We start from the raw sequence: 24,695 nt of genomic DNA, 5'->3' as shown, positions 1-24,695 counted from the left end.
TGGTTATTGAATTAAACATTGTGGATTTCCACATCCTGATCGAAGTTATTGGCGTTGGGGACGTGCAGAGCAGGAGCACCTGCGATGTAATTACCGGTATTTTGATGGGCTGCTAGCGCACCAGGCACGTTGTAGGGAGGGAATCCGCCAAAGTTCACGGGTAGTACGGGTAACCCTATTCGATTGGCCACCGCATGGGCAATTACGATGTGGATGGCTCCTGCTATCTTCGGAAATCTGACGGCTCGCCATCTGGCCACAATATGAGACGGTACGAAGGTATAAAGGTCGTTGGGATTGGCTGGCGGGATTGCAAAGGTGTCGACCGATCTGACGACTTGATACTCCACGCCGACCCAGTAATTTGGCATCGGATTTTGCAAGTCAAATTTGTAGCAGGCGTTCAGAAAGTTACGAATATGGTTTTCAATGCCTTTGTGCCAACTGTTGGCCTGTGAGCTAAGAATTGTCAGGTTGCTCCATTGGTTACCAGGCCCACCCCATTCTCCGTTGATCAAGTGTGCTCGTTTCCAGCTGACCACATCTTGAATAAGAGTGTGAGCAGGAAACCCCATGCCAACCCACGGGGTATTCCAGCCTTCACCACCAATACTGGGTTGGTTGTTGACCTGGATACCACCGGGGGCGGCGATGTCTGGTCCCAGAATGCAGTGGGCCCAGGTTGCCCCCATGGATTTGCCGTGCACCTGATAAATGGGACCGTATTGGTCTGCCGCCAGCATAAACACTGTCTGATCAGGAGAAACGGAGCCGTATTGATTAGTCCAGCGTGTCATGGTGTCTCCTGCTGTATAAATAAATCTGTTCCGTTACTATAGGCAAACTATGGAGCCGGGGGAGATTTGTGAGGATGCCTCAGAGTTTGATCGATGCTTTTTAGCTCTATATTTATTTTGACTCTTCTTCTGTAGCGGCGGCTGCAGTGTCCTTGTTCTTTTGATAAAAAATCAAAGTGTTCAGCTTGGTGTCTTTTTCGAGAGCAGAAGTATGTGAGGGATAATGGAGGAGTATTTTGGTTCCCATTGCTGAGATCCAATCCTCAGGTGCCTTCGTTTCGGAGTAGTTACTGGCCAAGACTGAAGGATGGAAGGAATGCTCTAGTTTGATGTAACGATTGTTTTTGTTGCCGGCAATCAGAACAATCCCTCCTACCTTTAAACAGCGATCAGTTGTTGCGTCGATCAGTGAAAAGCCAAATGGCGATATGCCGATGATGAGGTCGAGGCTCTTTGGTTCGAGCGTCGAGTAGAAATTGGCTGAGTGGCTATAGTTGAAGTAGGGCTCTGGCGCACTCACCATCCCGGCAAATATCCCCAGCATTACACCGTCCAGCTCATTTTTTATAGAAGTCAATGGGTCATAATTAAAAACTGTGCATGGTGTTGAGAAATCTTCAGCGGCCAAGGGCAATAATCCTGCTGCTACGTTCAATACTTTTTTCATGTCTCCTCCATGAGGGAAATTCTACTCTGTCCTTTCAGTTCGAACTCTTTGAGCCTTTTGAACGGCGGTTCATTTTTTTGAAGGTTCCGGGATGCCGAAATAAGGGCACCACCGTACCGGGCCCCAGACAGTAATTTTATGGGTTTGACCTATTCGACTGTGGTACGGTGAGTTGGGATTTTCCGCATTATTCCCTGCTACTCCCAATCCTCCGCTTTTAATGATGCAGAATGCATGTCCGACTGTACTCGGGCTTTCATTGAATTTATTAATGCCGGTGTTGACCGCTAGATATCGTCCATCTAGATCTTTTGCCATTGCGGTTTTAAGTTCAGCCCAGGGCTTGTCGGAATATATTTTTTTCATACTAAGGTGCACGGCAATTGCTTCAACAATTTTGTCGTTCTCGAGTTTTTTTGCCGAATCAATCCAGCCCTTTTGCAAGAAGAAATTTATAGCAGCGTGTGCATTTATTCCCAATACTTTGGAAAAGGACATGGCTACGCAGTTTTTATCTTCAGCCAACCTATCTTGTGGTTTTTTGCTGTCTAGGTTGTCGATTTTAAATGGGTTGTAAGGCATTGGAGAACTCCCGTTTCTAAAGCAAAAATCGACGTTTTTCAGCGTGACAGACGAGCAATTCAGATCACTCCAACACCCACTCCGCCAACTTCCCCGTCACCTGCGTCATCAATACATTCTCGATATCCCGCGCGCCCGCCGCGCTGCACTTGGCGAGCACTGCCTTGACAATCCCGGCATCGAACTCGAACTGCTTGCCAGTCGCAGCCTTGTAGCGCTCCCGCAGTTTTTCCAGCTTGGCCAGGACAATCTCTTCCAGCGTCGCTTCGTCCAGTGGGCGGTAGGGCACCACGGTCATACGGGCGAGGAAGGCGGGGCGGAAGGCTTGTAGCAGCACCTTGCGCAGGCGTTCGTTGAAGGCGTCGCTGCCGAGCTGGTCGGTGGCGGTGTCCAGCAACAGTTCGGCGCCGACATTGCTGGTGGCCAGCATCACGGTGTTCTTGAAGTCCACCACCAGACCTGTGCCGTCCTCCATCAGGCCCTTGTCGAAGACGTTGTAGAAGGCTTCCAGCACGTCGGGGTGGGCCTTTTCGATCTCATCCAGCAGCACCACCGAATAGGGTTTGCGCCGTACCGCTTCCGTCAGCACGCCGCCACTGCCGTAACCGACGTAGCCGGGCGGGGCGCCCTTGAGCTGGCTGACGGTGTGGGCTTCCTGGTATTCCGAAAGGTTGATGCTGATCAGGTTGCGTTCGCCGCCATACAGCGCGTCGGCCAGTGCGTAGGCGGTTTCGGTCTTGCCGACCCCGGTGGGGCCGACCAGCAGGAACACGCCCACCGGCTTGGCCGGATCGGTCAGCCCGGCGCGGTAAGCCTGCAAACGCTGGGCGATGGTATCGAGCGCGGCGCGCTGGCCCATCACCCGTTGCCCCATGCGCTGGCCGAGTGTGCGCACGGCGTGGGCTTCGTCGGCGAGCATCTTGCCGACGGGGATACCGGTCCAGCCTGCTATCACGGCGGCGACGGTTTTCGCGTCGACCTGCTCGGGCACCAGGGGATCGTCCTGGCGGATCGCATCCAGTCCGGCTTCGAGGCGCAGCAGTTCGGCGGCCAGATGGTCGATGTGGCTGTCGGTGGCCTCATCGGGGTTGTCGCTGTCGGCGCGCTCGCTCAAGTCGAGCAGTTCGCGGCGGGTGTCGAGCAGTTCGCGCACCGCCACGCGCTCTTCACCCCAGCGGGTTTCCAGTTCGCGGATCGCTTGCACATTGCTGGCGGATTCGCTTTCCAGCAGGGTGATGCGTTCGCGGTGATCGAGGCCGGTGGCCTGTTCGCGGCGCAGGCGTTCGACTTCGTCCTTGAGGCTGTTCTGGCGGTGGCGCAGGCTCTCCAGCGGTGGCGGCACGTCGTGCTGGCCGAGGGCGACCCGGGCGCACGCGGTGTCGAGCACGCTGATGGCCTTGTCCGGCAACTGGCGGCCGGAGATGTAGCGGTGCGAGAGTTTCACCGCTTCATGGATCGCCGCGTCGAGTACCTGCACGCCGTGGTGCTGTTCGAGTTTGGCGGCGACGCCGCGGAGCATTTCCACGGCAGTGATTTCGTCCGGCTCTTCGACCTGCACCAGTTGGAAGCGGCGGGCGAGGGCCGGGTCTTTCTCGAAGTACTTCTTGTATTCCATCCAGGTCGTGGCGGCGAGGGTGCGCAACTCGCCACGGGCCAATGCCGGTTTCAGCAGGTTGGCGGCATCGCTGCCGCCCTCGCTGCCGCCTGCGCCGATCAGGGTGTGGGCTTCGTCGATGAACAGGATGATCGGTTGGTCGGCGCCGCGAACCGCGTCGATCACGCCCTTGAGTCGCTGTTCGAACTCGCCCTTGACCCCGGCGCCGGCCTGCAGCAGACCGAGGTCGAGCACGCGCAAACTGACTTCCTGCAACGACGGCGGCACGTCCCCGGCAGCGATGCGCAGGGCCAGGCCTTCGGCCACGGCGGTCTTGCCCACGCCCGGCGCGCCGACCAGGATCGGGTTGTTCTGCCGCCGTCTCAATAGGATGTCGATGCACTGGCGGATTTCGCCATCACGCCCGACGATGGGGTCGATGCGCCCGGCGCGGGCGTCGGCGGTGAGATCCTGGGTGTACTGATCCAGTACCGAGTCCTGCTTCGGTTGCGCCTTGTCGGTTGTCGCGGGCGGCCTCGCATCGAGGTTTTCGCGGGAGCTTGCCGTCCATTCCATCCAGTTCGCGCGCAGGGCCTCGCGGGGGATGCGCAGCAGCGAGGAGGCGCTGTTGAGCAGCAGGCTGCGGCGTTCTTCACGGTCGAGCAGGGCCAGCAGCAACAGGCCGGAGCGGATGCTGCCGTGGCCGATCACGCTGGCTTGCACCACTGCGTCTTCCAGCAGGCCGACGGTCTGGCTGGAAAGGGCTGGCGTACGCGTGCTGCCGGCCTTGAACAGCTCCAGCGCCTGGTTGATTTCGGCGCCGAGGGCATCGCGTTCCACGCCACAGCGGGGCAGCAGGCAGGCAAGGTCGCCGCCGTCTATCTCCATCAGTTCCAGCAGCAGGTGTTCGATTTCCACGTAGTGGTGGGTGCGCTGCAGGCAGCGTTGCGCGGAGCGCTCCAGGGCACGTCGGCAGTCACCGTTGAGGCGGTTGATCAGAGTGCCGAGCTCCATATTCAGACCTCCGCAGTGTCGTGCAGGCGGATATCGACACGGAACAGCGCGGGGCTGGCGTGAACCTGCAGCCCGCTATTCCAACGCAAACGCGCCGCGCTCTGGCGGCTCAGCCGCAGGGGGCCGGCCCCCTTGATCAGCAGGCTCAGGGAGCAGTCCATATCCGGGCCGAAGTAGAAGCGGGCCAGGCTGGCGAGTTGCCCATGGGCCTCGCCATTGGGCAGGAAGGACGCCGCGTGCTCTTGCTCCAGCGGGCCCAGGGTCAGGCGGATACCCGCATGTTCATCCCATACCCGCGTGCCGGCCACGGCGTTGCGCCCCAGTTTCAGGTTGCCTGCGGCGCGCCCCAGGCGGCTGCGGCTGGCGGGTGGAATGCTGCGCCAGGCGCCCGCGTAGGCACCGGCCTGAATCGGCAGGCCGAAGTGGCGACGAAACACACTGGTGAAGCCCGCCAGCGAGCGGCGCCCGCCCATGAACAAGGCACTGCGCGAGAGGATCGCCGAGTCGTTGAGCAGTTGGCGTTCCTGCAGGGCCTTTGGCAGCAGCCCGGTGAGTGCGCGCAACTGGTTCTGTACCGGGCTTGCGTTGGGCACGCCGAAGCCCAGCGCGATACGGTGCTTGCGCAGCACGCGATAGAGAATGCTCAGCAGCCGGTGCTGGAACAGGTCGAGGAAGGCGGCGGGCGCATGGTCTTTCTGTCGGGTGCGTTGTTGCAGCCACTCCTGGTAGGCGTATGGCAATGGGCCGTCGGGGCCGCCGAGGCCGAACACCGGCGTGGTCAGTTGCGCCTTGCCGTCGGCCTCGATCACTAGGCTCTCGACCTGGCTGGCCGAGAAGGTGGGCGTCAGCGGGCCGCGCAGGCTTATCGCCTCGGCCTGGGGCGAGGTGCCACAGCCCAGGGACGTTGCGCGCGGCTGTTCGCGCTCCAGCAACAGCAGCGCTTGCAGCAGCTCGAAGGCTTGCGGCTCCTGGCGCAGGCGCGCACTCAGAGTGCGAGCGGCATTCCGGCTTGTGGTTGCCACGTTTTGATTTCCTTGTCGGCTTGAACCAGTACGGTGCTGACGAAACGGTTGGCGGTGGCGTACAGCGAGAAGAATTGCGCCAGCACGCCGGAGAACAGCACGGCGCTGTTCCCGACGAAATGTTGCGGGTCGAGGCGCAGACGCACCTCCAGGCCATTGCGCCAGCCACGCCAGGCGTCCTCGCCAACCCGGGCGACGACCCGTGTGCTGTCGATCGCCAGCAAGCCCTCGATCTGGCGCTGCGCACTGGCTTCATCGCGCAGGTTGTGCAGGCCGAGCATCTCCTTGAGTGCGCTCAGGGCCTGCGTGCCTTCGACCAGCGACAGGTGGTTGAGCGTCAGTTGCGAGACCAGGCGCCAGCGCGACTCGCCGCTGAGCCGGGGCAGGCTTTGCGGGGTGGGCGGATTGCGCAGGTGGGCGTGGGCGATCGGGCCCGGACGCTCGAAGTTCAGGCGGGTTCCCGCGCCGAGCGATTCGGCGAGGTGACGATTGGTGCACAGCAGTTCGGCCGTCAGGCTGTATTCCGGCGCGTCCTGCAGCGGGTCGAAGTGGGTGTCGACCAGGCTCAGCAGCAGGTCGCTGCCCAGCCGGTTGGGGGTCAGGCCGGTGATCCGCCGGGCGTGCCAGTACAGGCGATTGTCGGCGCCGCCATGCTGATAGCCATAGTAGGCCGGCACCCGCCGTACGCCGCTGGGCGAGCTGGCGCGCAGGGTGTGAATGCTGTGGATCTCCACGCTGTTTTCACGGTGGCTGTCGGCGACCAGGCGATATTCGCTGCGCGTACCGTCCGGCCGCAAGGGTTCCGAGGTGCGTGGGAACAGGTTGATGACCGGCGTGCAGCCCAGCGCGATGTCGCTCGGCTGCAGGTGGATGCGATTGCCGGGCGGGCGGTCGAAGACGATGTACAGGTAGACGTCTTCCTGCTCGGTACTCGGCGCGCGCAGGGGGATGTCGAAGAAGGCGAATTTCTCCGGAAAGGCGAAGTATTCCGCCAGTAAGCGCAGGCCTGGATGTTGCCCGTTTTCATCCGGCAGCAGCGCTTCGTCGCCTGCGAAACCGACCACTTCGGGCAACCCTGCCTGTGCTTGGGGCGTACTGCCGACCGGGCCGCAGAGCACCTGCAGCGAATGGGCGCACAGCAAATCGTAGAGAGCGGCGTTGACCACTGGCGATGCCGTCAGATGCAGGCGCAGGCTGGCGATGGACAGTTCCCGCCAGGTGACGCCGGCCAGGCAGCGCAGGTTCAGGCGCAGGGCCGAGCGGGCATGGGCCACGCCGGTCAGCGCCAGTGTCTCGTCGCTGTCGAGCAGCACGGCTTCGCTGATCGTCAATGGCCATAGGGTGGTCTCGGCGGTACTGCGGAAATGGATGCTGGCGCCGCTGTCGGTTGTGACGAACAGCGGGGTATCCCTCGGCAGGCGGTAGCCCTCGCTCAGGTTCCCCTTGCTCGGATCGGCTGCGAACTGGACGATGGCGCAGGATGGCAAGGGGCGCAGCGCCAGGGGGTAGAGCTGTTCGAGCAGGGCGTCGCTGAACTCGGCGTAGTCGTCGTCGAGGCGCCGCTGCAGGCGCGCGGCGAGCAGCGAGAAGCCCTCGAGCAGACGCTCCACATGGGGATCGGGGCATTCGCCGGGCGCCAGCTCCAGGCGCCTCGCGACCTTGGGATAGCGTGTGGCGAAACTGGCTCCAGCGTGGCGTAACCAGGTCAGTTCACGCTGGTAATAGTCGAGCAACCGGTCATCTATCGAATCACTCATGGCGCACCTCCAGTGTGCCTGCCCGGTCTTCGATGACGAAGGTCACCGGCCAGTGGCTGGTGCCGCCACGCAGTACGCCACCCAGGCGGATACGCAGGCGTTGCGGCTGATCGGCCAGCGGCTGTACATCCACTTCGAGCAGTTGCAGGCGAGGCTCGAAGTGGCCGATGGCATTGCGTATCTCCCGTGTCAGCAGGCGTCGGTCATCCAGTCGATGGGGCTGCAGGGCCGTCCAGTCGCCAATGCCGTAGTCGAGGATGGTCAGGGCGCTACCCGGCGCGCGAGGCGCTCGCCGGGTATTGAGCAGGCGCGACAGCTCGTTGCGCACGGAGTCCGCCAGTGCCGCCTGGTCGAAATCCGTCTCCTCGCCCGCGGCCAACCGATCGAGCAATGGCGGCCGAATGGCTGAACCGACGAAGCCCATGGCGATGCCGGATCAGGACTTGATGAGTTTGTTGGCGGCCAGGTCCCAGGTCGAGGCGGCCGTGCCTTCCTTGGTGCCGTCGTCCTTCTGGGCGGTGAGTTCCCACTTGATCTTGGTGAAGTTCAGGGAAAGGGTTTCCACCGGCTTGCCTCCAGCTCCGCCGCTGACACTGACGTTCGAAATCACCACGTTGTTGAGGGTGTAGATGATGAAGGGCAGCAGCTTGCCATCGCCCTCCGCGGCGTTACGGCCGATGATGATCTTGGCTTCCGGCAGGGGCTTGCCGGCGCAGCAGAACTCGTTGAGCGACGGGGTCGAGGTGTCGACGAACTTGGTCAGGGTGAACTCGCCGATGTGCGGCTTGCCGGAGGTGCGCTCCGAGTTGCTGACGTCGTTGGTGACCTGCATGGCCACGTTGTGGCTGTAGGACATCACTTCGATCTTGTCCTGGTAGCCCTCGAGCAGGCTGTCGCCTTTGATGTCGCCACCGAGGTCGAGAATGATCGCATCCATTGCCTGGTACTCCTGAAAAGTGGATTCGCGCTAATGCGTGTCGGCTCCCGCCTGGGCGGGGCCGGTCTTATGCCGCGACGGGCGGTGGCAGGGTGGCGACCAGGCGGATCGAGGCGGTCAGTTCCTCCAACTGGAAGTGCGGCCTCAGGAACACCGTGGCGCGGTATGCGCCGGGCTTTCCTGCCACTTCCGATACGTCGATCCGGGCTTCGCGCAGCGGGTACTGGGCCTTGATGGCCTGTGGCGCGTTGTCGTTGATCAGGACGTAGTCGGCGATCCAGTTGTTCAGGTAGGTCTGTACGTTGTCGCGGGTCATGAAGCTGCCGACCTTGTCGCGCATGATCACCTTGAGGTAGTGGGCGAAGCGCGAGGCCGCGAGCACGTAGGGCAGCATGGCGGAGATGCGGGCATTGGCGTTCGCTTCGTTGGTGTTGTAGAGCCTGGCCTTGTTGGTGGTCTGGCCACCGAAGAACACCGCGATGTCGCTGTTCTTCTTGTGGCACAGGGCGATGAAACCCAGGTCGTTCAGTTCCTTTTCGCGGCGATCGGTGATCGCCACTTCGGTCGGGCACTTCAGGGAAATATCCCCCGAGCTGGTGCGGAAGGTGTGGGCCGGCAGGCCTTCCACGGCGCCACCGCCCTCGGCGCCACGAATCGCCGCACACCAGCCATACAGGGCGAAGGCTTCGGTAATGCGCTGGGTCAGGGCCCAGGCCGCATTGCCCCAGAGGTATTTGCCGTGATCCGTTCCATTGACGTCCTCGAGGTAATTCATGCCCTCCACCGGCAGCGTCTCCGGCCCATAGGGCAGGCGCAGAAGGAATTGCGGCAGCACCAGGGACACGTAGCGCGAGTCTTCGCTTTCGCGGAAGGAGCGCCATTTGATCAGTTCCTGGCTCTCGAACACTTTCGCCAGGTCGCGCGGTACCGCCAGCTCGGTGAAGCTGTTCATGTCGAACAGGCGCGGGCTCGCGGCGGCGATGAAGGGCGCGTGGGCCGCGGCGGCAACGTTCGACAGTTTTTCCAGCAGGCCGATGTCCTGCGGGTGACGGCCGAAGGTGTAGTCACCGACCAGCAGGCTGAACGGGTGGCCGCCGAAGGTGCCGTACTCTTCTTCGTAGATTTTCTTGAACAGTGCGCTCTGGTCGAACTCGACGGCCTTCTCCAGATCGGTCTGCAGTTCTTTCTGGGTGACGTTGAGCAGGCGCAATTTCAGGCGGGTGCTGGTTTCGGTGTTCTGCACCAGCATGTGCAGGCCGCGCCAGGAGGCTTCCAGCTTCTGCACGTCCGGGTGGTGGAGTATCTGGTTGAGCTGGTCGCTGATCAGTACGTCGATCTGGCTGATCCGGTCGTTGATCATCGCCACGGTGTCCTTGTCGACGGCCATGCCCTCGTCGAGAACCTGGGTGGCGAACTCCGCCAGCATGTCGCGGGCATAGCCCTGCTGGCTGTCATCGTGGGCCATGCGTCCTTCGGCGATGATACGGTCGAGCAGTGACAGGGTTTCGGTTGTGCTTTCGCTGGTTTGTGCGGCGCTGGACTTGGGCACGGCGGTTCCTCCTTGAAAACGGTGACGATCAGGCTTGGGGTTCGGCTGGCGACTCGCTATCCGATTCGGCCGAGGGTGTGTCTGCCGTGGCTTCTGGCCGTGCCGATCGGATTTCTTTCAGCCCTTCGGTATTGGCCACGACATCCTGCAGCAACTGGTCGAGGTCGTCGTTGCCATCGAGCTTGGTCAGCAGATCGCGCAGACGCTGACGCGCTTCGTAGAGGCGCCGTAGCGGGGTTACCTGATTGACGATGTTGACCGGGTCGAAGTCGTCGATATGGTTGAAACGCAGTTCTACGTTCAACTTGCTGTCGTCGCCGGAAATGGTGTTGTCGACCTGCACCGCCGCGCGCGGTGCGATGGAGCCGAGCACGTCATTGAAGTTGTCCCGGTCGATCTCGATGAAACGGCGTTCGCCCAGTTTGGCCAGGGGGACATCCGGCTTGCCGGAAAGATCGGCGAGGATGCCGACTACCAGCGGCAATTCCTTTTTCTCGATGGCGTCGCCGATTTCGACGTCGTACGTGATCTGGACTCGGGGAGGGCGGACTCGATCCAACTTGTGCTGAGTGCTTTCGGCCATGACGGTGGGCTCCGATGCGTTTTACGGGTGCGATGCATCGGTTTCCCTAGTCATGGCACTCCTTTGCTGGATCGACGGATTGACGGTTTTTACGGAAACACGGCTCCGTCGTCGGCGATCCCTCTGATTCGCCGGCCCTGGGGATAGCGACCTGGCGAACTACCAAAGACGCTAGAACAGGTCTATAAAAATGCAAACCGAATTTTCTGGATGCGCATGAAACAGGGACGTTCTTCTTTTTTCGGGGTTCTTATCGGTGGGCTAGGGGTGCTGCTGCTGGCCGCATGCGCGTGGCGCGAGCCCAGGATCGGGCTGGATGAAGTGACCCTGGACGTGGCTCCGCGCGCCAATGACGACACGCCCATTGCGGTGGATTTCGTCGCCGTGGGGGACGGCGAGTTACTCAAGCTGCTCTCCGCCATACCGGCCAGGCAGTGGTTTGCCGAGCGGGAACAGTTCCGGCGCGATTATCGCCACCTCATGTCGATCTGGAGTCTGGAACTGGTGCCAGGCCAGTTCATGGAATCGGGTGACTTTCCGCTGCGAGGCGAGGCGGCCGCTGGACTTTTGGTTTTCGCCGGCTATAACACTCCCGGTGTCCATCGCTTGCGCCTGGGCGAACAGCGCAAGATATGGCTGCGCTTCGAAAGCAGGGACATGCGATTGCTGGGAGAGGGTTCGCACTGATGATCGGTGCCGCCACGGCACGACAGCGGATGTTGAGGGGCGGGGATGAGTGGTCTACCTGATGCGGTTTGCTGGCACGAGGGCATGCAGTTGCTGCCCCAGCATTTCCAACTGCAAAGTTTGCGCGCCGAGGCCTTCAGCGCGCACCTGGCCAGTGCGGGCAATCCCCGGTTCTGGGGGGTGTCCGAACTCGATGTCGACGCCATGGCGCTCAGCGCGGGACGCATTCGAATACTGTCGCTCAAGGCGATATTGCCCGATGGTCTGCCGGTCGAATTGACCGCCGGTGTCGATGCACCGCTCGAACTGGACGTAGCCCCGGCCATTGGGCGCGCCGCCGATGCCATGGTTACGGTCTGTCTGGCGGTCAATCCACTTTGGCGTGGCGGGCGCATCGTGCCCCTGAGCGGCCGCCTGCGGTCCGTGATCGGCGAAGCGCTTCCGGACCTGGCCAGTGGCGAGTACCCCGAGCCCATCACGGTCTGGCGACCCAACCTGCGGCTCATAACCGAGGAGCAAAAGGCCGACGCCATTTGCCTGCCCGTGCTCAGAATCGGCAAGGAGGGCGGGGGCTACATCCGCCTGCCGTACACCTGCCCCGTGTCGCGGGTGCTACCCGAGTCCGCATTGGGCCTGAAGGTCATGGCGCTGTGTGCCCGGGCGCGTGAGAAGTGCGTTTTCCTCGCCGGGCGTCTGCGCCATGCGCAGCAAGCCGGGCACGATGACGATATCGATGAAATTCGTCGGCAACTGACGGCCTTGTGGGCGCGCTTGCCGGAAGTGGAGGCGGCGCTGAACAGTCGTACCAGCTCCCCGGATACCCTCTATGGCTTGCTCACCGGCATGGCCGGGAGTTGGTGCGCGCTGGATCCGGTGTCCGGTGTGCCGCCCTTTCCCGGGCTGGATTACCTGGATCTGCAAAAGGGCTACGACCAGGTGCTGGGCTGGCTGAGCACGACGCTGGAGGTGATCCGCGCCGGTTACCGGAGTCTGCCGTTCGATCAGGAGGGTCAGAGTTTCAGCATCCGCTTGCCCGATACCGAACAGCGTGTTCAGCGCTTGGTGATCGGCTTGCGCATGCCTGGCGGTAGCCATGAACAGGCTGCGTCGGAGTGGCTCGCCAGGGCGATCATCGCTTCGAGTCCCTGCATCCCCACGCTGGTCAGGCAACGCATGAGCGGTCTGCCGCATCAGGCCATGAGCCGTCAGGAACAGGTGGCTTACGGGGTGGGCGACGACACGCGAATGTTTGTCGTGCAGGCATCGGGTCAATGGTTCGACCCTGCCCAGGCACTGCGTGTGGTCGCGCCGGGACATGGACCGGGCAGCGGCCCCTGGCAGGTCGTCCTGTTCGTCGCCAATGAGGACGATGTGGCCTAGCCTGGCGAGATATCTCGCGGCAACGCGGCTTGCGCTGGAACGTCAACGGACCCTCGCGATAAAGGATGTCGTATGCCTGAAGGGATGAAAGGTTCACCTTTGCCAGGGCTGCACGAGTCCCCCTTGAGTGTGTCGTTTCGTCAGGCCTGGCAGGATTGGCTGGCCGTCTGGGAAACGCTGGAAAAGGATGACGACAGTGATGGGCAACTGATCTTCCGCACGGTGGAGGCGGCGGACCGGATAACCCGCGGGTTGTGGCGCAGGGCGTTCGCCGGTGTGGGCGATTCGTCTGGGGTTCAGGTCAAGGCGACGGTCTACGCCTTCGTGGCGTTACTGGATGAGACGCTGCTGTTCACCCCCTGGGCCGGGCAGGCTGCCTGGCAGGAAAAACCTCTCGAAGCGCGTTTGTATGGCAGCCGCAATGCCGGTGAACGGTTACCGGTGGCCATGAAGAAGGTACTGGATGAGCGCGCGCCGGCCAGCCGTGACCTGGCCAACGTCTATCTGCAATGCCTGATCCTCGGCTTTCATGGACGCTTGCGGGGTGGCCGTGGCCAGGCCATTCACGAAAAATGGCGGCACGCGTTGTTCACCTTTGCCTGGCAGCGCGACCCTTCCCATGCCGATGTGGCCGAAACCCTGGAAGCCCCCGCGCGGGTAACACCATTACGCCTGCCGGTGCGGCGCGTGCTACCCGACGGCGTGCGTCTTGGTCTGGCGATCCTCGGTGGGGTGCTGCTGTTGTCGGCAGGGGGGCATCTGTTCTGGCGTGATATCACCCAGGAACTGGAGCCGGTGCTGCACCTCGCTTCCCCGGCACGCGTGGAGCAGGGCTCATGAGCGCCGTGGCCGTCGCCCTATGGGCGCTGGGCATTGTCATGCTGTTGCTGGCGCTGGGTCTGTCGATCTGGTGGCTGCGTACCCGGTCAGGTTCTGCAACGCGCAGTTTCTACGGCTCCTTGCGCCAGATGGAGCGTGATCTGGCGGTCAATGATCGTTATGAAAGGCCCTGGTTCCTGATGCTCGGCGATGACGAGCACGGGACACAGCTATGCGCCGACTGGCGTCTCAAGCCCATGGCGAAGTCCGCCTGGTTCGGCCGTTGGTGGGCGGACCCCGAGGGGGCCGTGCTGGTCGTGCCGGATACCCTGTTCATCCCGGATGAGGGCGTCACCGCGCAGGTGGGGGCCTGGTGGCACCTGCTCGGTCTGCTGCTGCGTCTGCGTTCGCAACGGCCGCTGGATGGCGTCGTGTGGAATATCCCGGCTGCCCGTCTGTGGAACAGCGAGCAGGCCTTGAGCCATGGCTTGGCCGCGCGTCGCAAGTTCATCGACCTGTTGCAGCGCCTCGGCTTGAGCCTGCCGGTGTATGTCGTGGTGACCGGCATGGAAGAGGTGCCCGGCTTCCAGGCGTTTCTCGCCGCGCTGCCCGAGGAGAGTCGCGGTTGTACCCTGGGCTGGGCTTCGCCCACTGGGGCTGACGCCATCTGGCAGGCGCAGTGGAGCGAGCGCGCCTTGAGCCGGATAACCCAGGCGGTGACCGAGGCGGTGCTCGAGCTTGGCGCGTTGTCGGGTGAACTGAGCGAGGCGCTGTATCGGCTGCCGCAGCAATTCGAAGGCCTGCACGACAACCTGCATGTGATGCTGGACCCGGTATTTCAGGGCAATGCCTTGGGTGAGGCGCCACGTTTCCGGGGCTTGTACTTTACCGCCAGCCAGGCCTCGATCGGCGACGATGACTGGGGCGCTGTCCCGGCTGCCGCAGCCGAGCGTCAAAGCCTGTTGTCCCGGCAGATCTGGCAGCAGAAGATCATTGCCGAGCAGGGACTGGCACAAGCGGTGCCGCGCATTCTGCGGCTACGGCGTCGCGGGCATCAGGTGGTGGGCGCTGGCGCGCTGGTCATGGCGCTGGTCTGGATCGCGGCAATGGTATGGGTCTGGCGCGACGCCGTGGACGATGCCGACCGGTTGGCCGCCCTGTTGCAACAGGCCCAGGCCCGCTATGTGGTCGTGACCGATGAGGCGCGGCGGCGTGAGCTGACCAGGCACAATGTGCTGACGTTCTGGGAGGTTCTGGAACAGGCGCCGCGCTGGCACTACGCTTCCCTCGCGTACCCGACCTCCTGGTTCTCCTCGCTCGATGGTCGTCTTGCCGACATCCTGCGCAGCAGGGCGCTGAATCATCTCTACCTGCCACTGCATGAGCTGATGGTGGCCGACTACCAGGGCTTGAGCCGCATCCAGTCCGGTGAGCGCCGATCCACCGCCGAGGCTACCGAGCCCGAACTATGGCCCAATTACCTGGGCGCCAAGGCCCTGGTCGAGGGTGCGCTCAGGGTCGAGCAGCAGAACAGATGGTTCGCTCAAGCCCTGAGTAACCCCAAGGGGCCACTTGAGGATCTGGCGCAGATGAGTAACAGCGCCTTTGGCAGCAACCTCAATATCGCAACGTTACGCCGTGAAGCCTATTACAACCGGGTGCTATCGACAGCGGCCCCTCCCACCTTGCAGCCGATCGACCTGCAGAGCGATCGCGCACGGATCAACGAGCATTTCCAGCGACTCATGCAACTGTGGCTGGTGCAGTACTCATTGGGCGACAACTTTGTCCGTCCGGCTGGCTATCTGCGTGTCCAAACGGACAAGTTACGGGAGGGATACGGCAACTCCATGCCGGAGTTGGAGGAGGTCAGAGCGCTCATCGGCGACTTGCAGGAGACCATAGCCCTGACCAACTCCACATGGAGCCGCAGCAATGGCCGTGATCTGGTACCGGGCTACCGGGCGTTACTCGACGATGTGAGCAAGAGCAGCCTGCTCGGCCCATCGACGGCCCAGGCGGTGGATAATCAAGCGGCGCGTCTGCAGAAGAGCTTTCGTGATCAGTGGGTGACCCAGACCGGCACCCACGGCAATCTGCTGGTGCAGCAGAGTGGCGGAGCGCTCGCGCTGCGGGAGGACATCGTCGGGCTGGACAAGGCCATAGACAGCCTGCTGCGATACGATTTCGCGGGCGTCGCCTTGCGCCAGGAGGATAGCGATGGTCGAGCCCTGTCGGTGGACAGCGAGGGCTTGAGAGCGGCACTCAATTACTTCGACAGCTACAGCAACTACGCTGGCCGCGAACTGCCGCGGATTCCACCCGCTTTTCGCGCAGCCCTGCTTGACGCTGCGCAGAGCGCAGCAGCCACGGCCATGTGGTTCGGCCTGGAAGCCCGAGAGCCGCCACGCCTGGGGGGCGAGCGGGTCTTCGATGTACCAGCCGATAAAGCACAGCTTTTGCAGAAGGCCTTTAGCGAACTCAAGCGCCCGGACCTGGCGACGACTTTTCAGCACGTTCTCAATCAGCGCGCGGTGGCCGATGTGCTAGGTGCGCTGAGCGAGGTCGAGGCACTGCCGCTGTTCCAGCAGCGCTATGCCATCGAACAGTGGGAGGGCGGCCAGAACCTGGGGCTGCACCTGTTCCGCGCCAGTGATAGCCAGGACCTCAAGCAGAGCCTGGCGCAGCAGTTCACCATCATGCAGGACACCACGGCAAAGCACCTGGCGGCTCTGGAATGGTTGAGGGGGCAGCAGCCCAATCTGTCGATGGCCGATAACGAACAGGTCACCAGGTTGCTCGCCCTGAATGAGGAAATGCTCAAGTACAAAGCGCAGAACCCCAGCGGTTCCGCGGCCTTGTTCGAGCAGTTGGTCAGCCGTGATTTCATCGAGATGGACGCACGATCCTGTGCCGCCATCCTGCAAGCGTCCAGCCTTCCTCGGGGCTACGATGACCTCTCCCGACGCGGCCAGGAACTCTGGAACAAGGCACAGCAGCGTTGTACGGCTTTACAGCAACAACTGGGTGCAGTGGCCTGGGGCCGGCTGGCCGATTATTTCAATCAGTACCTCGCCGATCGCTTTCCGTTTTCCCACGACCTCCAGGCTGACGATGCGGACCCTGAGCGAGTGCGCCACATGGTGCAGTTGATCGACTCCAGTCTGGCCCAGGCCGAAAGCGCACTGGCCTACAGCCTTTCAGAAGACAAACCCGCCGCCCAGGACTTTCTGGATCGCCTGAAACAGGCACGCGCCTGGCTGGGTCCGTTGTTCGTGCGTGACGAAGACGGCGTCGTGGGCCTGGACATAGAAGTCACCTGGCGTACGGATCGCGGGGATGAGCGAGGGGCGGAACAGATCATTGCCTGGGGCCTGCAGGCGGGTCACCAGTCCATCGCTTATCCCGGCGATGAACAGAGGCGTTTGCACTGGATCGTCGGCGAGCCCGTCAGGCTGGTGCTGCGCTGGGCAAAAAACGGTTCGCAACGTCCCGCCAGCGACCCGCTCCAACCCAGCTTGGCGGTGGCCGACCTGGAGGCCGGCTGGGAATACACCGGGCCCTGGTCGTTGCTGCGATTGATGCGCTCGCATGTTTCCGTACAGCGCCAGCCCAACGTCGACTACACCCAGTTCCCCCTGACCCTGCAACTGCCTGTTCACGCGCCTTACACCAGCGATACCCGGGCACAGATGTTCATGCGGCTGTCATTGCTGAACCAGGGGGGCAAGTTGCCATTGTCTGTGCAGCCTTTGCCGGTGCGTGCTCCGCAGTCGCCGTTCAATGTGGCCACTGCAACGTTGTTCAGTGCGAAGGAGAGTCCATGAGTATCTTGCTGCCGTCAGCCCCCGATCTGCTCGATGAACTGTTGGCGCCCCTATCCGACGACGCACCTTGCGGGCGCAGCCTGCGTTACGAACCTGCGTTCGATCGTCTGCGCGAGCTACGCAGGGAGGATGACGCCAGCTTGCCAGCCGGCGTATGGCAGAGTGAGGCCAAGCGAGGAGAATGGCCAGCGGTGGAGAAGCTTGCCACCCAGGTTCTCAAGACCCGCAGCAAGGATCTGATGGTTGCCGCCTGGCTGGGCGAGGCCTGGTTGCATCGTTACGGATACCCAGGGCTGGCACCGGCTTTGGCATTGCTGGCGGGGTTGTGCGAACGCTACCCGGAGGACCTGCATCCGCAAGCCGAAGAGGGGGACCAATCCTGGCGGGCGACCCCACTGGACTGGATGGCCCGGCACTATGCGCAAATACTTCATACCCGCATACCGTTACCCGGTGACCTGGGTGGCGATTTCAGTGCGTTCACGCTGTACGAGTGGCAGCAGTTGCAGCGTCGACAGGTGGTGAAGTCCGACAGCAAAGCAGCCAAGAGCGAAGCGGAACTGGCGTTTTCGCTGCAACAGAAGTTGAACGAACGTGTGCGTGAAACGCCACTTGGCTTGTGGCAGCAGTGTGCTGACACGCTTGAATCGAGTTTCCGATATTTGCAGCAGCTGGATACATGGAGCGATACCCACCTCGCCGATCTCGCGCCCAGCTACAGCCCTTTGCGCGAAACCATGACCTCGATGACTTCGCTCGTGCAGGCGTTCATCGCCTTGCATCCAGCGCAACCTGTTCAGGTCGAGCCGGCGTTGACGGGCGCCGCATACCCGGAAGAGAAGGAGGAGCCAGCCTTGCAGACCCTGAACAATCGTGAGGACGCCTATCGACAATTGGCGTTGATCGCCGATTTCCTGGCCAAGACAGAGCCGCACAGCCCGGTTCCGTACCTGATACGGCGCGCCGTCGAATGGGGCAACAAGCCTCTCAATGAACTGCTGACGGAACTGATTTCCGCCGATGCGGAGGCTCGGCGCGTGTGGTCGTTGCTGGGGGTGCTCAAGTAATCCAGAAACATCCCTACCAGTTCTCAGCATCGCCATCAACGGATCAGCCGGACGACTCATCACCCCTCGGGTAATGCGGCTCGATCAGGGCGATCAGATCTTTCCATGGCACCATCTAATCCATCTCGATCAGGCCCGATTCCTTGCGGGGCTGCTTGCGCTTGCCGGCGTACTCGGTGCCAGTGATGTCCATCTGCTTCACCGAAAACTCGGCGGGTATATTGCACCGATGGATTATGAAGTGGATCGCTTCGCGATGCCCTGGATAGGCTCTGAAACAGTCGGATCACTGTCGTAACGAAAATATTTGTCGAGCGGTGGAACGGAAAACCTGAGTCATCGGTCAGCTGGAAAGACCAACTGCTTTCAATGGGCAGGAACTGCCTCCCGCCGAATCCGATCATGTCATCCGGGATTCCCAGCCCATGGAGCATATCGTCAAGCTGACATTTCTTTTCCATAGGACAACTTCACCTTATGGCAAAACCATTTGCATGTGCCGTGCTGTTGGCCAGTCTGGCCCTGTTTGCCAGTTATCCCGCCAGTGCCGTGCGGCTGCAGCAAGGAGACGCGCAGTTCGATATTGACCCGGCTACCTTGCAGATCAGCACTGGCGATACCGTGCTGAATCAGCCACAAACGCCCCAGCAAGTCGGTGAATTGCAACAGTCCCCGGCCCAGGCAAGCTGGCGATGGTCGGAACGTGACATGCAGATTATCGCCAGGCTGGAAGGCCGCGATCTTCGTCTGCGCTTCACGAGTGGACGGCCGCAGGTATTGGACTGGTTCACGCTGCCGCCACAGGCCAGCACGCTACTGCTTCCGCTCGGCGAAGGCAGCCGTATTCCACTGGATAACAGGGGCTGGCAAGAGTATCTGGTGAAGGAGCAGGCCCTGGTGGACACTAACTGGGACCTCAAACTGCCTCTGTGGAGTCAGGAGCAGGAAGGTAAGGTCTACAGTTGGCTGCTGCTCACACCCTTCAGCAATCAGGTCGCCTTCAGCATCAACAAGACTCATTTACGGATGCAAAGCCACCACCAATTCAATCGTTTCAACCAGCGGCAGCCATTCGAGGTATTGCTGCATGTTGGCGACACGCCACTCTCAGGCGCCATCCGCTACCGCGAATACTTACAGCAAAGCGGCCAGTTCAGTACTCTACGGGATAAAATCCAGATCGCCCCCGAAGGTGAGAAACTGATTGGCGCCACTCACATCTATCTGTGGGGCAGCATGTTGCTGGATCAGGCGGATGTAAAGGACTGGGCGGGGCTGGCCAGTTACCTGCAATCGCCGGCCGGTATCGGACTGTGGCAACGGATGGGAACTGAGGCGCAGAGAACTGTAAAACAGTTGAATGGCCGGGCGCCCGAAAGCTGGCAGCGGCAGTCGATCATCGAGGCGCTGAATCAGGCCTTGGTGGCGCAAGCACCACTGGACAGTTCGCCGGATCAGGATACTTTCCTGCAGGCACAGCAACAGCAGGCCGTGAAAGTGCGCCAACTGGCGCAGCAGCAACTTGCTGATTATCTCGCACTGCCAGAAAGCTGGGGGCAGGGGCTGTCCAAGCCGCTAATCGAATCATTGTCTCAAGCTGGGTTGCCCCGCTTATGGCTAGGCACGGATAACTGGACCGCCGAGTTCCTGCACCCACAGGCGGTAGCCAGCGCGAAGGAATCAGGTTACCTGATCGCCAGTTACGACTCCTATGACACCGCAATCCCTCGCGGCATCAACGATAGCTGGCTCACTGCTCAATTGCCCAGTGAGCTACGGGGAAAGTGTGCGATCGTACAGGCCGACGGCAGTAAGAAACCCGGTTTCGGTGGCGAAGGCTATTACCTAAACCCCGGTTGTGTGCTGCCCTATTCCAAGCAGCGCATGGAGGAACTGATACGACTGGCTGGGCTGAACAGTCTGTTCCTGGATGTCGACGGTACAGGTATGGTTTCTGACGACTATCACGCGGACCATCCGACAGGGGCAGCTCAGATGGCGGAAGCACGCAACGAACGGTTGGCCTGGTTCAGTAATACCCTGAAATTGCCGTTGGGTTCCGAGGATGGCAATGCGGTGACGGCACGCCACATCATGTTTGCACATGGCATGGAAACCTGGGGGTTCGGCTGGGGCGACAAAGACATGCACCAGAACAAAACGTCGCCTTACTACCTTGGAACTTGGTGGCCCAATGCCCAACCGGCCACATTCTTTAGTCCGGCGAAAGTGAAACAGCCTTATCTTACTGTCGTGTTCGATCCGCGCTACCGCCTGCCGCTGTATCAGGCGGTCTTTCATGATGCGGTGATCAGTAGCCACCACTGGACTTACGACAATCTCAAGTTCACCGATGTCAAAACTACGCGTGGATTGCTCAGTCAGCTATATAACACCCCGCCGTTGTTCAATCTCAGCCGCAGTACCCTGCAAACCCGGTTGCCTGAAATCATGAGAGCAGACGCGGCGTTTCGTCCCCTGCATCAGGCACTGTGGGATAAAGCGCTAACCGACTTCCGCTGGCTGGATCAGGCTGGCTGGGTACAGCAAACGACTTTCAGCGACGGCTCAGTGCTGACAGCGAACTTCGCCGACCAGCCATTCAACGGTATGGCTGGCCACAGTCTGCGAGCCAAACTGGCCGACGGTCGTACTCTGGATATCACGGAGTGAAGGCTCCAGCCTGCCTGTCCTATTTCAAATCATGAGGTGCGGTTATTTGAGGTGGTAGATATCGGCAACCTTTGCCGGGACGAATTGGGGATCTTTCATATGTCTACACGCCAACAACTAAAGAATTGTGAGTGGTGGGTCATCATGTTTGGGCGGAATCAGGCCGATATGGCACGGTTGCGCCCTTGTGCCTTGGCTCGGTAGAGCGCCTCGTCCGCTACTTTCATCAATGCGTCGGGCGTCTGGGCGCTATCCGGCACCATCGCGGCGACGCCGATGCTTGCGGTCACTCTGCCCAACGGCGATGCCTCGTGGGGTATCTCTTGCGCATGCAGGGCATCGCAGAGCCTTTGCGCAATCGCCAGGGCATCGTCCTGCGAGGTGTTGGGGGCGAGGAATACGAACTCTTCGCCGCCGTAACGCGCCACCTGATCGCCAGTACGGCAGACAGTCAGGCCCAGGGTCTGTGCCACGCTGCGCAAGCACTGGTCGCCGGCCAGGTGGCCATAGTGGTCGTTGTATTTCTTGAACCAGTCAACGTCGATCATGGCCAGCGCCAGCGGTGTTCCCGTGCGTTCTGCACGCTGCCATTCGGCGGCCAGCACCTCGTCGAAGTAGCGACGGTTGGCCAGCCCGGTCAGTCCATCGTTGTTGGAAAGTATCTCAAGGCGCTTGTTCGCGGCATTCAGCTCCTGCGTCCGCTCTATCACCTTGTTTTCCAGATCGAGCTTGGATTGCACCAGCTCGTAGCGATTGACCGTCAGCAAATAGATGGGCACGCCCAGGCCGAAGACGAACATGAGCAGCTCCATCATCGAGCTGAAGTTGTTCGTGGATACGAATGGACCGACCTGGTTCGCGGTCGCGATCGTAAAGGCCAGCGATATGCATAGCACGAAGCTGGTGGCCGCCCGCAGGCCCCAGTTCATCGCCACCAGCACGCCAAGCGTGGTGATGAGATACACCATCGCATCGTTCCAGAATATGCTGGTGGCCAGCAGTACGATGAGCAGGGCCAGCGCCGACAAGGTTCGGCGGTCGAGGCGGATCCGCTTGACCTCCACTGTGGTCTTGCCCAACCAGACGATGCCGAGCAGACCCACGACGAAGTAGCCGTGATAATCAGCCAGTGTGCCGGCTAGCCATACTGACACGAAACCTTCGAGGGTATCGTGCCGTATGTAGCCACCCGCCCCATAAAGCAGCACTAACAGCAGTATGTTCAGCACGCAGGGCAGTGAGGTGACCTTGACGAGGAAGTTCAGGATGCCTTGTGTCGAATGCAGGTGCCCGTCGGGAATGGCCCTTCGGAACAACGCATAGGCGAGCAACGCTTGCGTACCGGTATTGATGGTTGCTGCGCAGGCGCCGAATACCAGCCCCTTGAGCACGAGAGACAATGGCTCTGCCTGCTCAATCAGATACGGGACGTTGGTGGCGAATGATCCCAGCCAGATGACGGGCCAGATACGCACGCCGTAGATGACGCAGGCCGCCAGGCTGATGCCCGAAGGTAGCCAGAGCAAGGTGAGTGAGTTGCCCCCCATAATGGTGCCGTACTCGATGCCCAGCCCCCCACATATCAGGTAGATGAGAAATACGCCGGCCATGCTGCGCAGTCTCATTGGCCGTTGTGGGTTAAGTGTCGGCATGGTGGTACCTCTTGCAGGGGAGATGGGGCTGAAGAGTGGTGATGAAGGGGGTTAAGCGTTTGTGTCCGATGGCCTGGCCGCTGTGTCGTGACACCCCACACCGAAACTGGCTCATGCCTGCGGGTCGTGCGACAAATGGCGAGGCCGGATATGGCTATGGCCTGTTCAGGCGGGAGGTCCGTACCGGGCCGACCCACCTATAGCCTGGCTCGCGATCCTGCTGGGACTCCACCAGCAGGGCGCAGCTATCCGGTTCCTGGCGCACCTGCAGCAACGCCCGCTGCAAGGGTACGAGGCGCAGCCGGTAAGGCGTTTTGGTGCGGCGCCTCGACAAACTCCGGCACCAGCCCCCGCTGCGGTCGTCCGCGGGTCACCAGTGATGAACGTCCCGTACAGCAGCTCGGCCAGCAACGGCAGCATCAGCAGACTAATCCCTCGCATGCAGGGCCTCCTCGCAGGGCAGGGGCCAGCCCGGCAGGCGTTCGTCGGTCAGCGCCGGCCAGGCCGCGCCCTCCCACCGCAGCCAGTAGTCGGGGCCGCGCGGCGCATTCAGGCGCGGCGCGCACAGTAGGCTCCGCGCCTCTTTGGCATCCACTACGGTACTGTCCGGCCGGGTGAAGGCGTCGGAGAAGGCGGTGTGGCAGAACACCTGCTGGGCGATATCGCCCCGGGCGGCCACCTTCCCACCCTGGATGGAACCCATTTGCAGCGCCTCCGGCGGCGCGTAGTGATTGATCCGGTCGATGTAGCGGCGCGAGGAGGTTGGCCTCGTACCAGCGGGTGTCGATGTTCTCGGCGATGACGCGGATCTGCATACCCTGGAACGGTTTGGCCGCCTCGACGAGCCAAGCCAGCTTGGCGGCGCTCAGGGTGCTGGGCTGCAACTCGCCAAGGGCGGCCTGCATGGGTTCGATTGCCTGTGCGGCGGCACATAGCAGCCCGGTCAGAAAAATGACAATGTGCATACACGATCCTCGGTATACGCATTACTCTAGGTTCTGTACGAAAAGTCGATATGAGTAGAATAGCCGCCATGATTGGCTGGAGGCCCACATGGCAAGGCGCTACGAACTCCCAGATGCGGCCTGGGATTTAATCAAGGATCTGCTTTCCCCGGAACAGAGGATGGGCCGACCTCGCAGAGATGATCGGCTGATGCTCAATGGCATCTTCTGGGTTCTTTACTCCGGAGCTGCTTGGCGCGATCTTCCGGAGCGTTCGGCCCATGGTCGACGGCGTATCAACGGTTTCGCGACTGGCGAGACGACGGCACGTTCGAGCGGGTTCTTGAGCGATTGCACATCCGGTTGAATCAGGAGGGTCTGATTGATCTGGACACTTGGATGATTGACTCCACCGCAGTGCGCGCAACCCGAGCCTCCTCAGGCGCCGGGAAAAAGGGGTCAGAAGAACCGCTAGATCATGCCTTGGGGCGCAGCCGTGGTGGCCTGACCACCAAGATTCACCTGATCTGCGACGCCAATGGAGTTCCCCTGCGCTTCATGTTGTCGCCGGGGCAAGCCAGCGATATTGCACATGCTCAGCCGCTCCTGGATCAAGTGCGTATCCCCGGCAAGCCTGGCCGGCCGCGCAAACGTTGTCGCTGGTTATTGGCAGACAAGGGCTACGATGCTGAGCACCTACGCAGGTACTGTGACCGCTATCGCATGCAGCCAGTAATCCCTCAGCGCACGATGAAGCGCAAACCCAAACCTTGCCCCTGAGCATTTACACGATGTGATCAGGCTTTGGGCCAATGTCCGGGCTATCCCTCTAGATTATTCCCTCATTTTATTTATATGCTGGGCGGTTGCAGTAGCTGAGTGCAACACGGTTATTGAATTGAAGTGGGCGCATCGTGCCGCATAACCATGGCCTTTTGCATCACCTCACTCATCATTTCGATCGGACATTTGAAGTCGAAGCGTTTACGGGGGCGCATATTCAGTTGCAAGGCAATAGCATCCAACTGTTCTTGGCTGTGTCCCGACAAGTCCATCCCCTTGGGAAGGTACTGACGGATCAGGCCGTTGATATTTTCGTTGCTGCCGCGTTGCCAAGGGCTATGAGGGTCGCAGAAGAATATCG

General features: G+C 61.2%; 19 protein-coding genes and 2 pseudogenes. 7 read left to right on the top strand and 14 right to left on the bottom strand.

Translation table 11 applies throughout. From position 1 onward, the window contains the following. Nucleotides 1-11: 11 nt before the first annotated feature. The 10 genes from DNK34_RS10215 to tssB all read right to left on the bottom strand — a co-directional run bounded on the left by DNK34_RS10215 (nt 12) and on the right by tssB (nt 10,502). The gene (locus tag DNK34_RS10215; RefSeq protein WP_131174619.1) at nt 12-797 is read right to left on the bottom strand and encodes a hypothetical protein; all 786 of its coding nucleotides are present in this window, start codon (nt 795-797) and stop codon (nt 12-14) included. Between the two features lie 112 nt (nt 798-909). Further along, nucleotides 910-1,464, bottom strand: a complete 555-nt coding sequence (locus DNK34_RS10210) for a hypothetical protein (protein ID WP_131174618.1) — start codon at nt 1,462-1,464, stop codon at nt 910-912. A 69-nt stretch (nt 1,465-1,533) separates the two neighbouring features. After that, complete coding sequence (locus DNK34_RS10205) at nt 1,534-2,046, bottom strand: hypothetical protein (RefSeq protein ID WP_131174617.1); 513 nt, start codon at nt 2,044-2,046, stop codon at nt 1,534-1,536. A 64-nt stretch (nt 2,047-2,110) separates the two neighbouring features. Further along, nucleotides 2,111-4,654 (bottom strand): type VI secretion system ATPase TssH, encoded by a 2,544-nt coding sequence (gene tssH, locus DNK34_RS10200; RefSeq protein WP_131174616.1) that lies wholly within the window; start codon nt 4,652-4,654, stop codon nt 2,111-2,113. 2 nt (nt 4,655-4,656) lie between these two features. Beyond that, nucleotides 4,657-5,676, bottom strand: a complete 1,020-nt coding sequence (tssG, locus tag DNK34_RS10195) for a type VI secretion system baseplate subunit TssG (protein WP_131174615.1) — start codon at nt 5,674-5,676, stop codon at nt 4,657-4,659. Next, nucleotides 5,640-7,433, bottom strand: coding sequence for a type VI secretion system baseplate subunit TssF (gene tssF, locus DNK34_RS10190; protein ID WP_131174614.1), 1,794 nt, complete (start codon nt 7,431-7,433; stop codon nt 5,640-5,642). The genes tssG and tssF overlap by 37 nt, the downstream gene beginning before the upstream one ends. Then, nucleotides 7,426-7,857, bottom strand: coding sequence for a type VI secretion system baseplate subunit TssE (tssE, locus tag DNK34_RS10185; RefSeq protein WP_131174613.1), 432 nt, complete (start codon nt 7,855-7,857; stop codon nt 7,426-7,428). The genes tssF and tssE overlap by 8 nt, the downstream gene beginning before the upstream one ends. A gap of 12 nt (nt 7,858-7,869) precedes the next feature. Further along, nucleotides 7,870-8,370, bottom strand: a complete 501-nt coding sequence (locus tag DNK34_RS10180; RefSeq protein ID WP_131174612.1) for an Hcp family type VI secretion system effector — start codon at nt 8,368-8,370, stop codon at nt 7,870-7,872. 67 nt (nt 8,371-8,437) lie between these two features. Further along, on the bottom strand, nt 8,438-9,919 hold the full coding sequence (gene tssC / locus DNK34_RS10175; RefSeq protein WP_131174611.1) for a type VI secretion system contractile sheath large subunit: 1,482 nt from the start codon (nt 9,917-9,919) through the stop codon (nt 8,438-8,440). Between the two features lie 28 nt (nt 9,920-9,947). Beyond that, nucleotides 9,948-10,502 (bottom strand): type VI secretion system contractile sheath small subunit, encoded by a 555-nt coding sequence (gene tssB, locus DNK34_RS10170; protein ID WP_131174610.1) that lies wholly within the window; start codon nt 10,500-10,502, stop codon nt 9,948-9,950. Nucleotides 10,503-10,718: 216 nt separating this feature from the next. Here tssB and DNK34_RS10165 point away from each other — a divergent pair, with 216 nt between their 5' ends. From DNK34_RS10165 to tssA, 5 genes are all read left to right on the top strand, one after another. Beyond that, entirely contained in the window at nt 10,719-11,189 is a 471-nt protein-coding gene (locus tag DNK34_RS10165; protein WP_131174609.1) for a type VI secretion protein, read from the top strand. A gap of 45 nt (nt 11,190-11,234) precedes the next feature. Next, nucleotides 11,235-12,569, top strand: coding sequence for a type VI secretion system baseplate subunit TssK (tssK, locus tag DNK34_RS10160; RefSeq protein WP_131174608.1), 1,335 nt, complete (start codon nt 11,235-11,237; stop codon nt 12,567-12,569). A 72-nt stretch (nt 12,570-12,641) separates the two neighbouring features. Next, nucleotides 12,642-13,409, top strand: coding sequence for a DotU family type IV/VI secretion system protein (locus tag DNK34_RS10155; RefSeq protein ID WP_131174607.1), 768 nt, complete (start codon nt 12,642-12,644; stop codon nt 13,407-13,409). After that, nucleotides 13,406-17,215, top strand: a complete 3,810-nt coding sequence (locus DNK34_RS10150) for a type VI secretion system protein (RefSeq protein WP_131174606.1) — start codon at nt 13,406-13,408, stop codon at nt 17,213-17,215. Before DNK34_RS10155 ends, DNK34_RS10150 begins: the two co-directional genes overlap by 4 nt. Further along, nucleotides 17,212-18,282: a type VI secretion system protein TssA gene (gene tssA / locus DNK34_RS10145; protein WP_131174605.1), complete on the top strand. Its 1,071-nt coding sequence runs from the start codon at nt 17,212-17,214 to the stop codon at nt 18,280-18,282. Before DNK34_RS10150 ends, tssA begins: the two co-directional genes overlap by 4 nt. 21 nt (nt 18,283-18,303) lie before the next feature. Here tssA and DNK34_RS10140 read toward each other — a convergent pair. Then, nucleotides 18,304-18,475, bottom strand: a pseudogene (locus DNK34_RS10140) (IS5/IS1182 family transposase); the annotation flags it as partial. 284 nt (nt 18,476-18,759) lie between these two features. On the opposite strand from DNK34_RS10140, the gene DNK34_RS10135 reads away from it, so the two are divergent. Further along, entirely contained in the window at nt 18,760-20,955 is a 2,196-nt protein-coding gene (locus DNK34_RS10135) for a glycoside hydrolase (protein WP_131174604.1), read from the top strand. Nucleotides 20,956-21,113: 158 nt separating this feature from the next. Here the strand turns inward: DNK34_RS10135 and DNK34_RS25700 are convergent, their stop codons facing one another. Together DNK34_RS25700 and DNK34_RS10125 are read right to left on the bottom strand one after the other, a co-directional pair. Next, the gene (locus DNK34_RS25700; protein ID WP_131174603.1) at nt 21,114-22,607 is read right to left on the bottom strand and encodes a sensor domain-containing diguanylate cyclase; all 1,494 of its coding nucleotides are present in this window, start codon (nt 22,605-22,607) and stop codon (nt 21,114-21,116) included. Nucleotides 22,608-23,034: 427 nt separating this feature from the next. Beyond that, the gene (locus DNK34_RS10125; protein WP_131174602.1) at nt 23,035-23,310 is read right to left on the bottom strand and encodes a hypothetical protein; all 276 of its coding nucleotides are present in this window, start codon (nt 23,308-23,310) and stop codon (nt 23,035-23,037) included. Between the two features lie 350 nt (nt 23,311-23,660). Between DNK34_RS10125 and DNK34_RS10120 the strand changes: the two are divergent. Beyond that, a pseudogene (locus tag DNK34_RS10120) lies at nt 23,661-24,322 on the top strand (IS5 family transposase); the annotation flags it as partial. 119 nt (nt 24,323-24,441) lie between these two features. Here DNK34_RS10120 and DNK34_RS10115 read toward each other — a convergent pair. Next, the coding region (locus DNK34_RS10115) for an IS30 family transposase (protein WP_131174601.1) at nt 24,442-24,695 on the bottom strand (254 nt) is incomplete at its 5' end.

Source organism: Phytopseudomonas dryadis (assembly GCF_004327355.1).
GTDB classification, from domain to species: Bacteria; Pseudomonadota; Gammaproteobacteria; order Pseudomonadales; family Pseudomonadaceae; genus Aquipseudomonas; species Aquipseudomonas dryadis.
Note: the sequence above shows the minus strand (reverse complement) of the source record. Positions and strands in the feature narration are given on the sequence as shown.

Excerpts from the sequence above, each read along its gene's own strand:
- DNK34_RS10180 (WP_131174612.1), bottom strand. The coding sequence starts at position 8,370 with ATGGATGCGATCATTCTCGACCTCGGTGGCGACATCAAAGGCGACAGC.
- tssH (WP_131174616.1), bottom strand. The coding sequence starts at position 4,654 with ATGGAGCTCGGCACTCTGATCAACCGCCTCAACGGTGACTGCCGACGT.
- DNK34_RS10210 (WP_131174618.1), bottom strand. The coding sequence starts at position 1,464 with ATGAAAAAAGTATTGAACGTAGCAGCAGGATTATTGCCCTTGGCCGCT.
- DNK34_RS10215 (WP_131174619.1), bottom strand. The coding sequence starts at position 797 with ATGACACGCTGGACTAATCAATACGGCTCCGTTTCTCCTGATCAGACA.
- DNK34_RS10205 (WP_131174617.1), bottom strand. The coding sequence starts at position 2,046 with ATGCCTTACAACCCATTTAAAATCGACAACCTAGACAGCAAAAAACCA.
- DNK34_RS10125 (WP_131174602.1), bottom strand. The coding sequence starts at position 23,310 with ATGGGTTCCATCCAGGGTGGGAAGGTGGCCGCCCGGGGCGATATCGCC.
- DNK34_RS10150 (WP_131174606.1), top strand. The coding sequence starts at position 13,406 with ATGAGCGCCGTGGCCGTCGCCCTATGGGCGCTGGGCATTGTCATGCTG.
- DNK34_RS25700 (WP_131174603.1), bottom strand. The coding sequence starts at position 22,607 with ATGCCGACACTTAACCCACAACGGCCAATGAGACTGCGCAGCATGGCC.
- DNK34_RS10155 (WP_131174607.1), top strand. The coding sequence starts at position 12,642 with ATGCCTGAAGGGATGAAAGGTTCACCTTTGCCAGGGCTGCACGAGTCC.
- tssA (WP_131174605.1), top strand. The coding sequence starts at position 17,212 with ATGAGTATCTTGCTGCCGTCAGCCCCCGATCTGCTCGATGAACTGTTG.
- DNK34_RS10165 (WP_131174609.1), top strand. The coding sequence starts at position 10,719 with ATGAAACAGGGACGTTCTTCTTTTTTCGGGGTTCTTATCGGTGGGCTA.
- DNK34_RS10135 (WP_131174604.1), top strand. The coding sequence starts at position 18,760 with ATGGCAAAACCATTTGCATGTGCCGTGCTGTTGGCCAGTCTGGCCCTG.
- tssE (WP_131174613.1), bottom strand. The coding sequence starts at position 7,857 with ATGGGCTTCGTCGGTTCAGCCATTCGGCCGCCATTGCTCGATCGGTTG.
- tssF (WP_131174614.1), bottom strand. The coding sequence starts at position 7,433 with ATGAGTGATTCGATAGATGACCGGTTGCTCGACTATTACCAGCGTGAA.
- tssK (WP_131174608.1), top strand. The coding sequence starts at position 11,235 with ATGAGTGGTCTACCTGATGCGGTTTGCTGGCACGAGGGCATGCAGTTG.
- tssB (WP_131174610.1), bottom strand. The coding sequence starts at position 10,502 with ATGGCCGAAAGCACTCAGCACAAGTTGGATCGAGTCCGCCCTCCCCGA.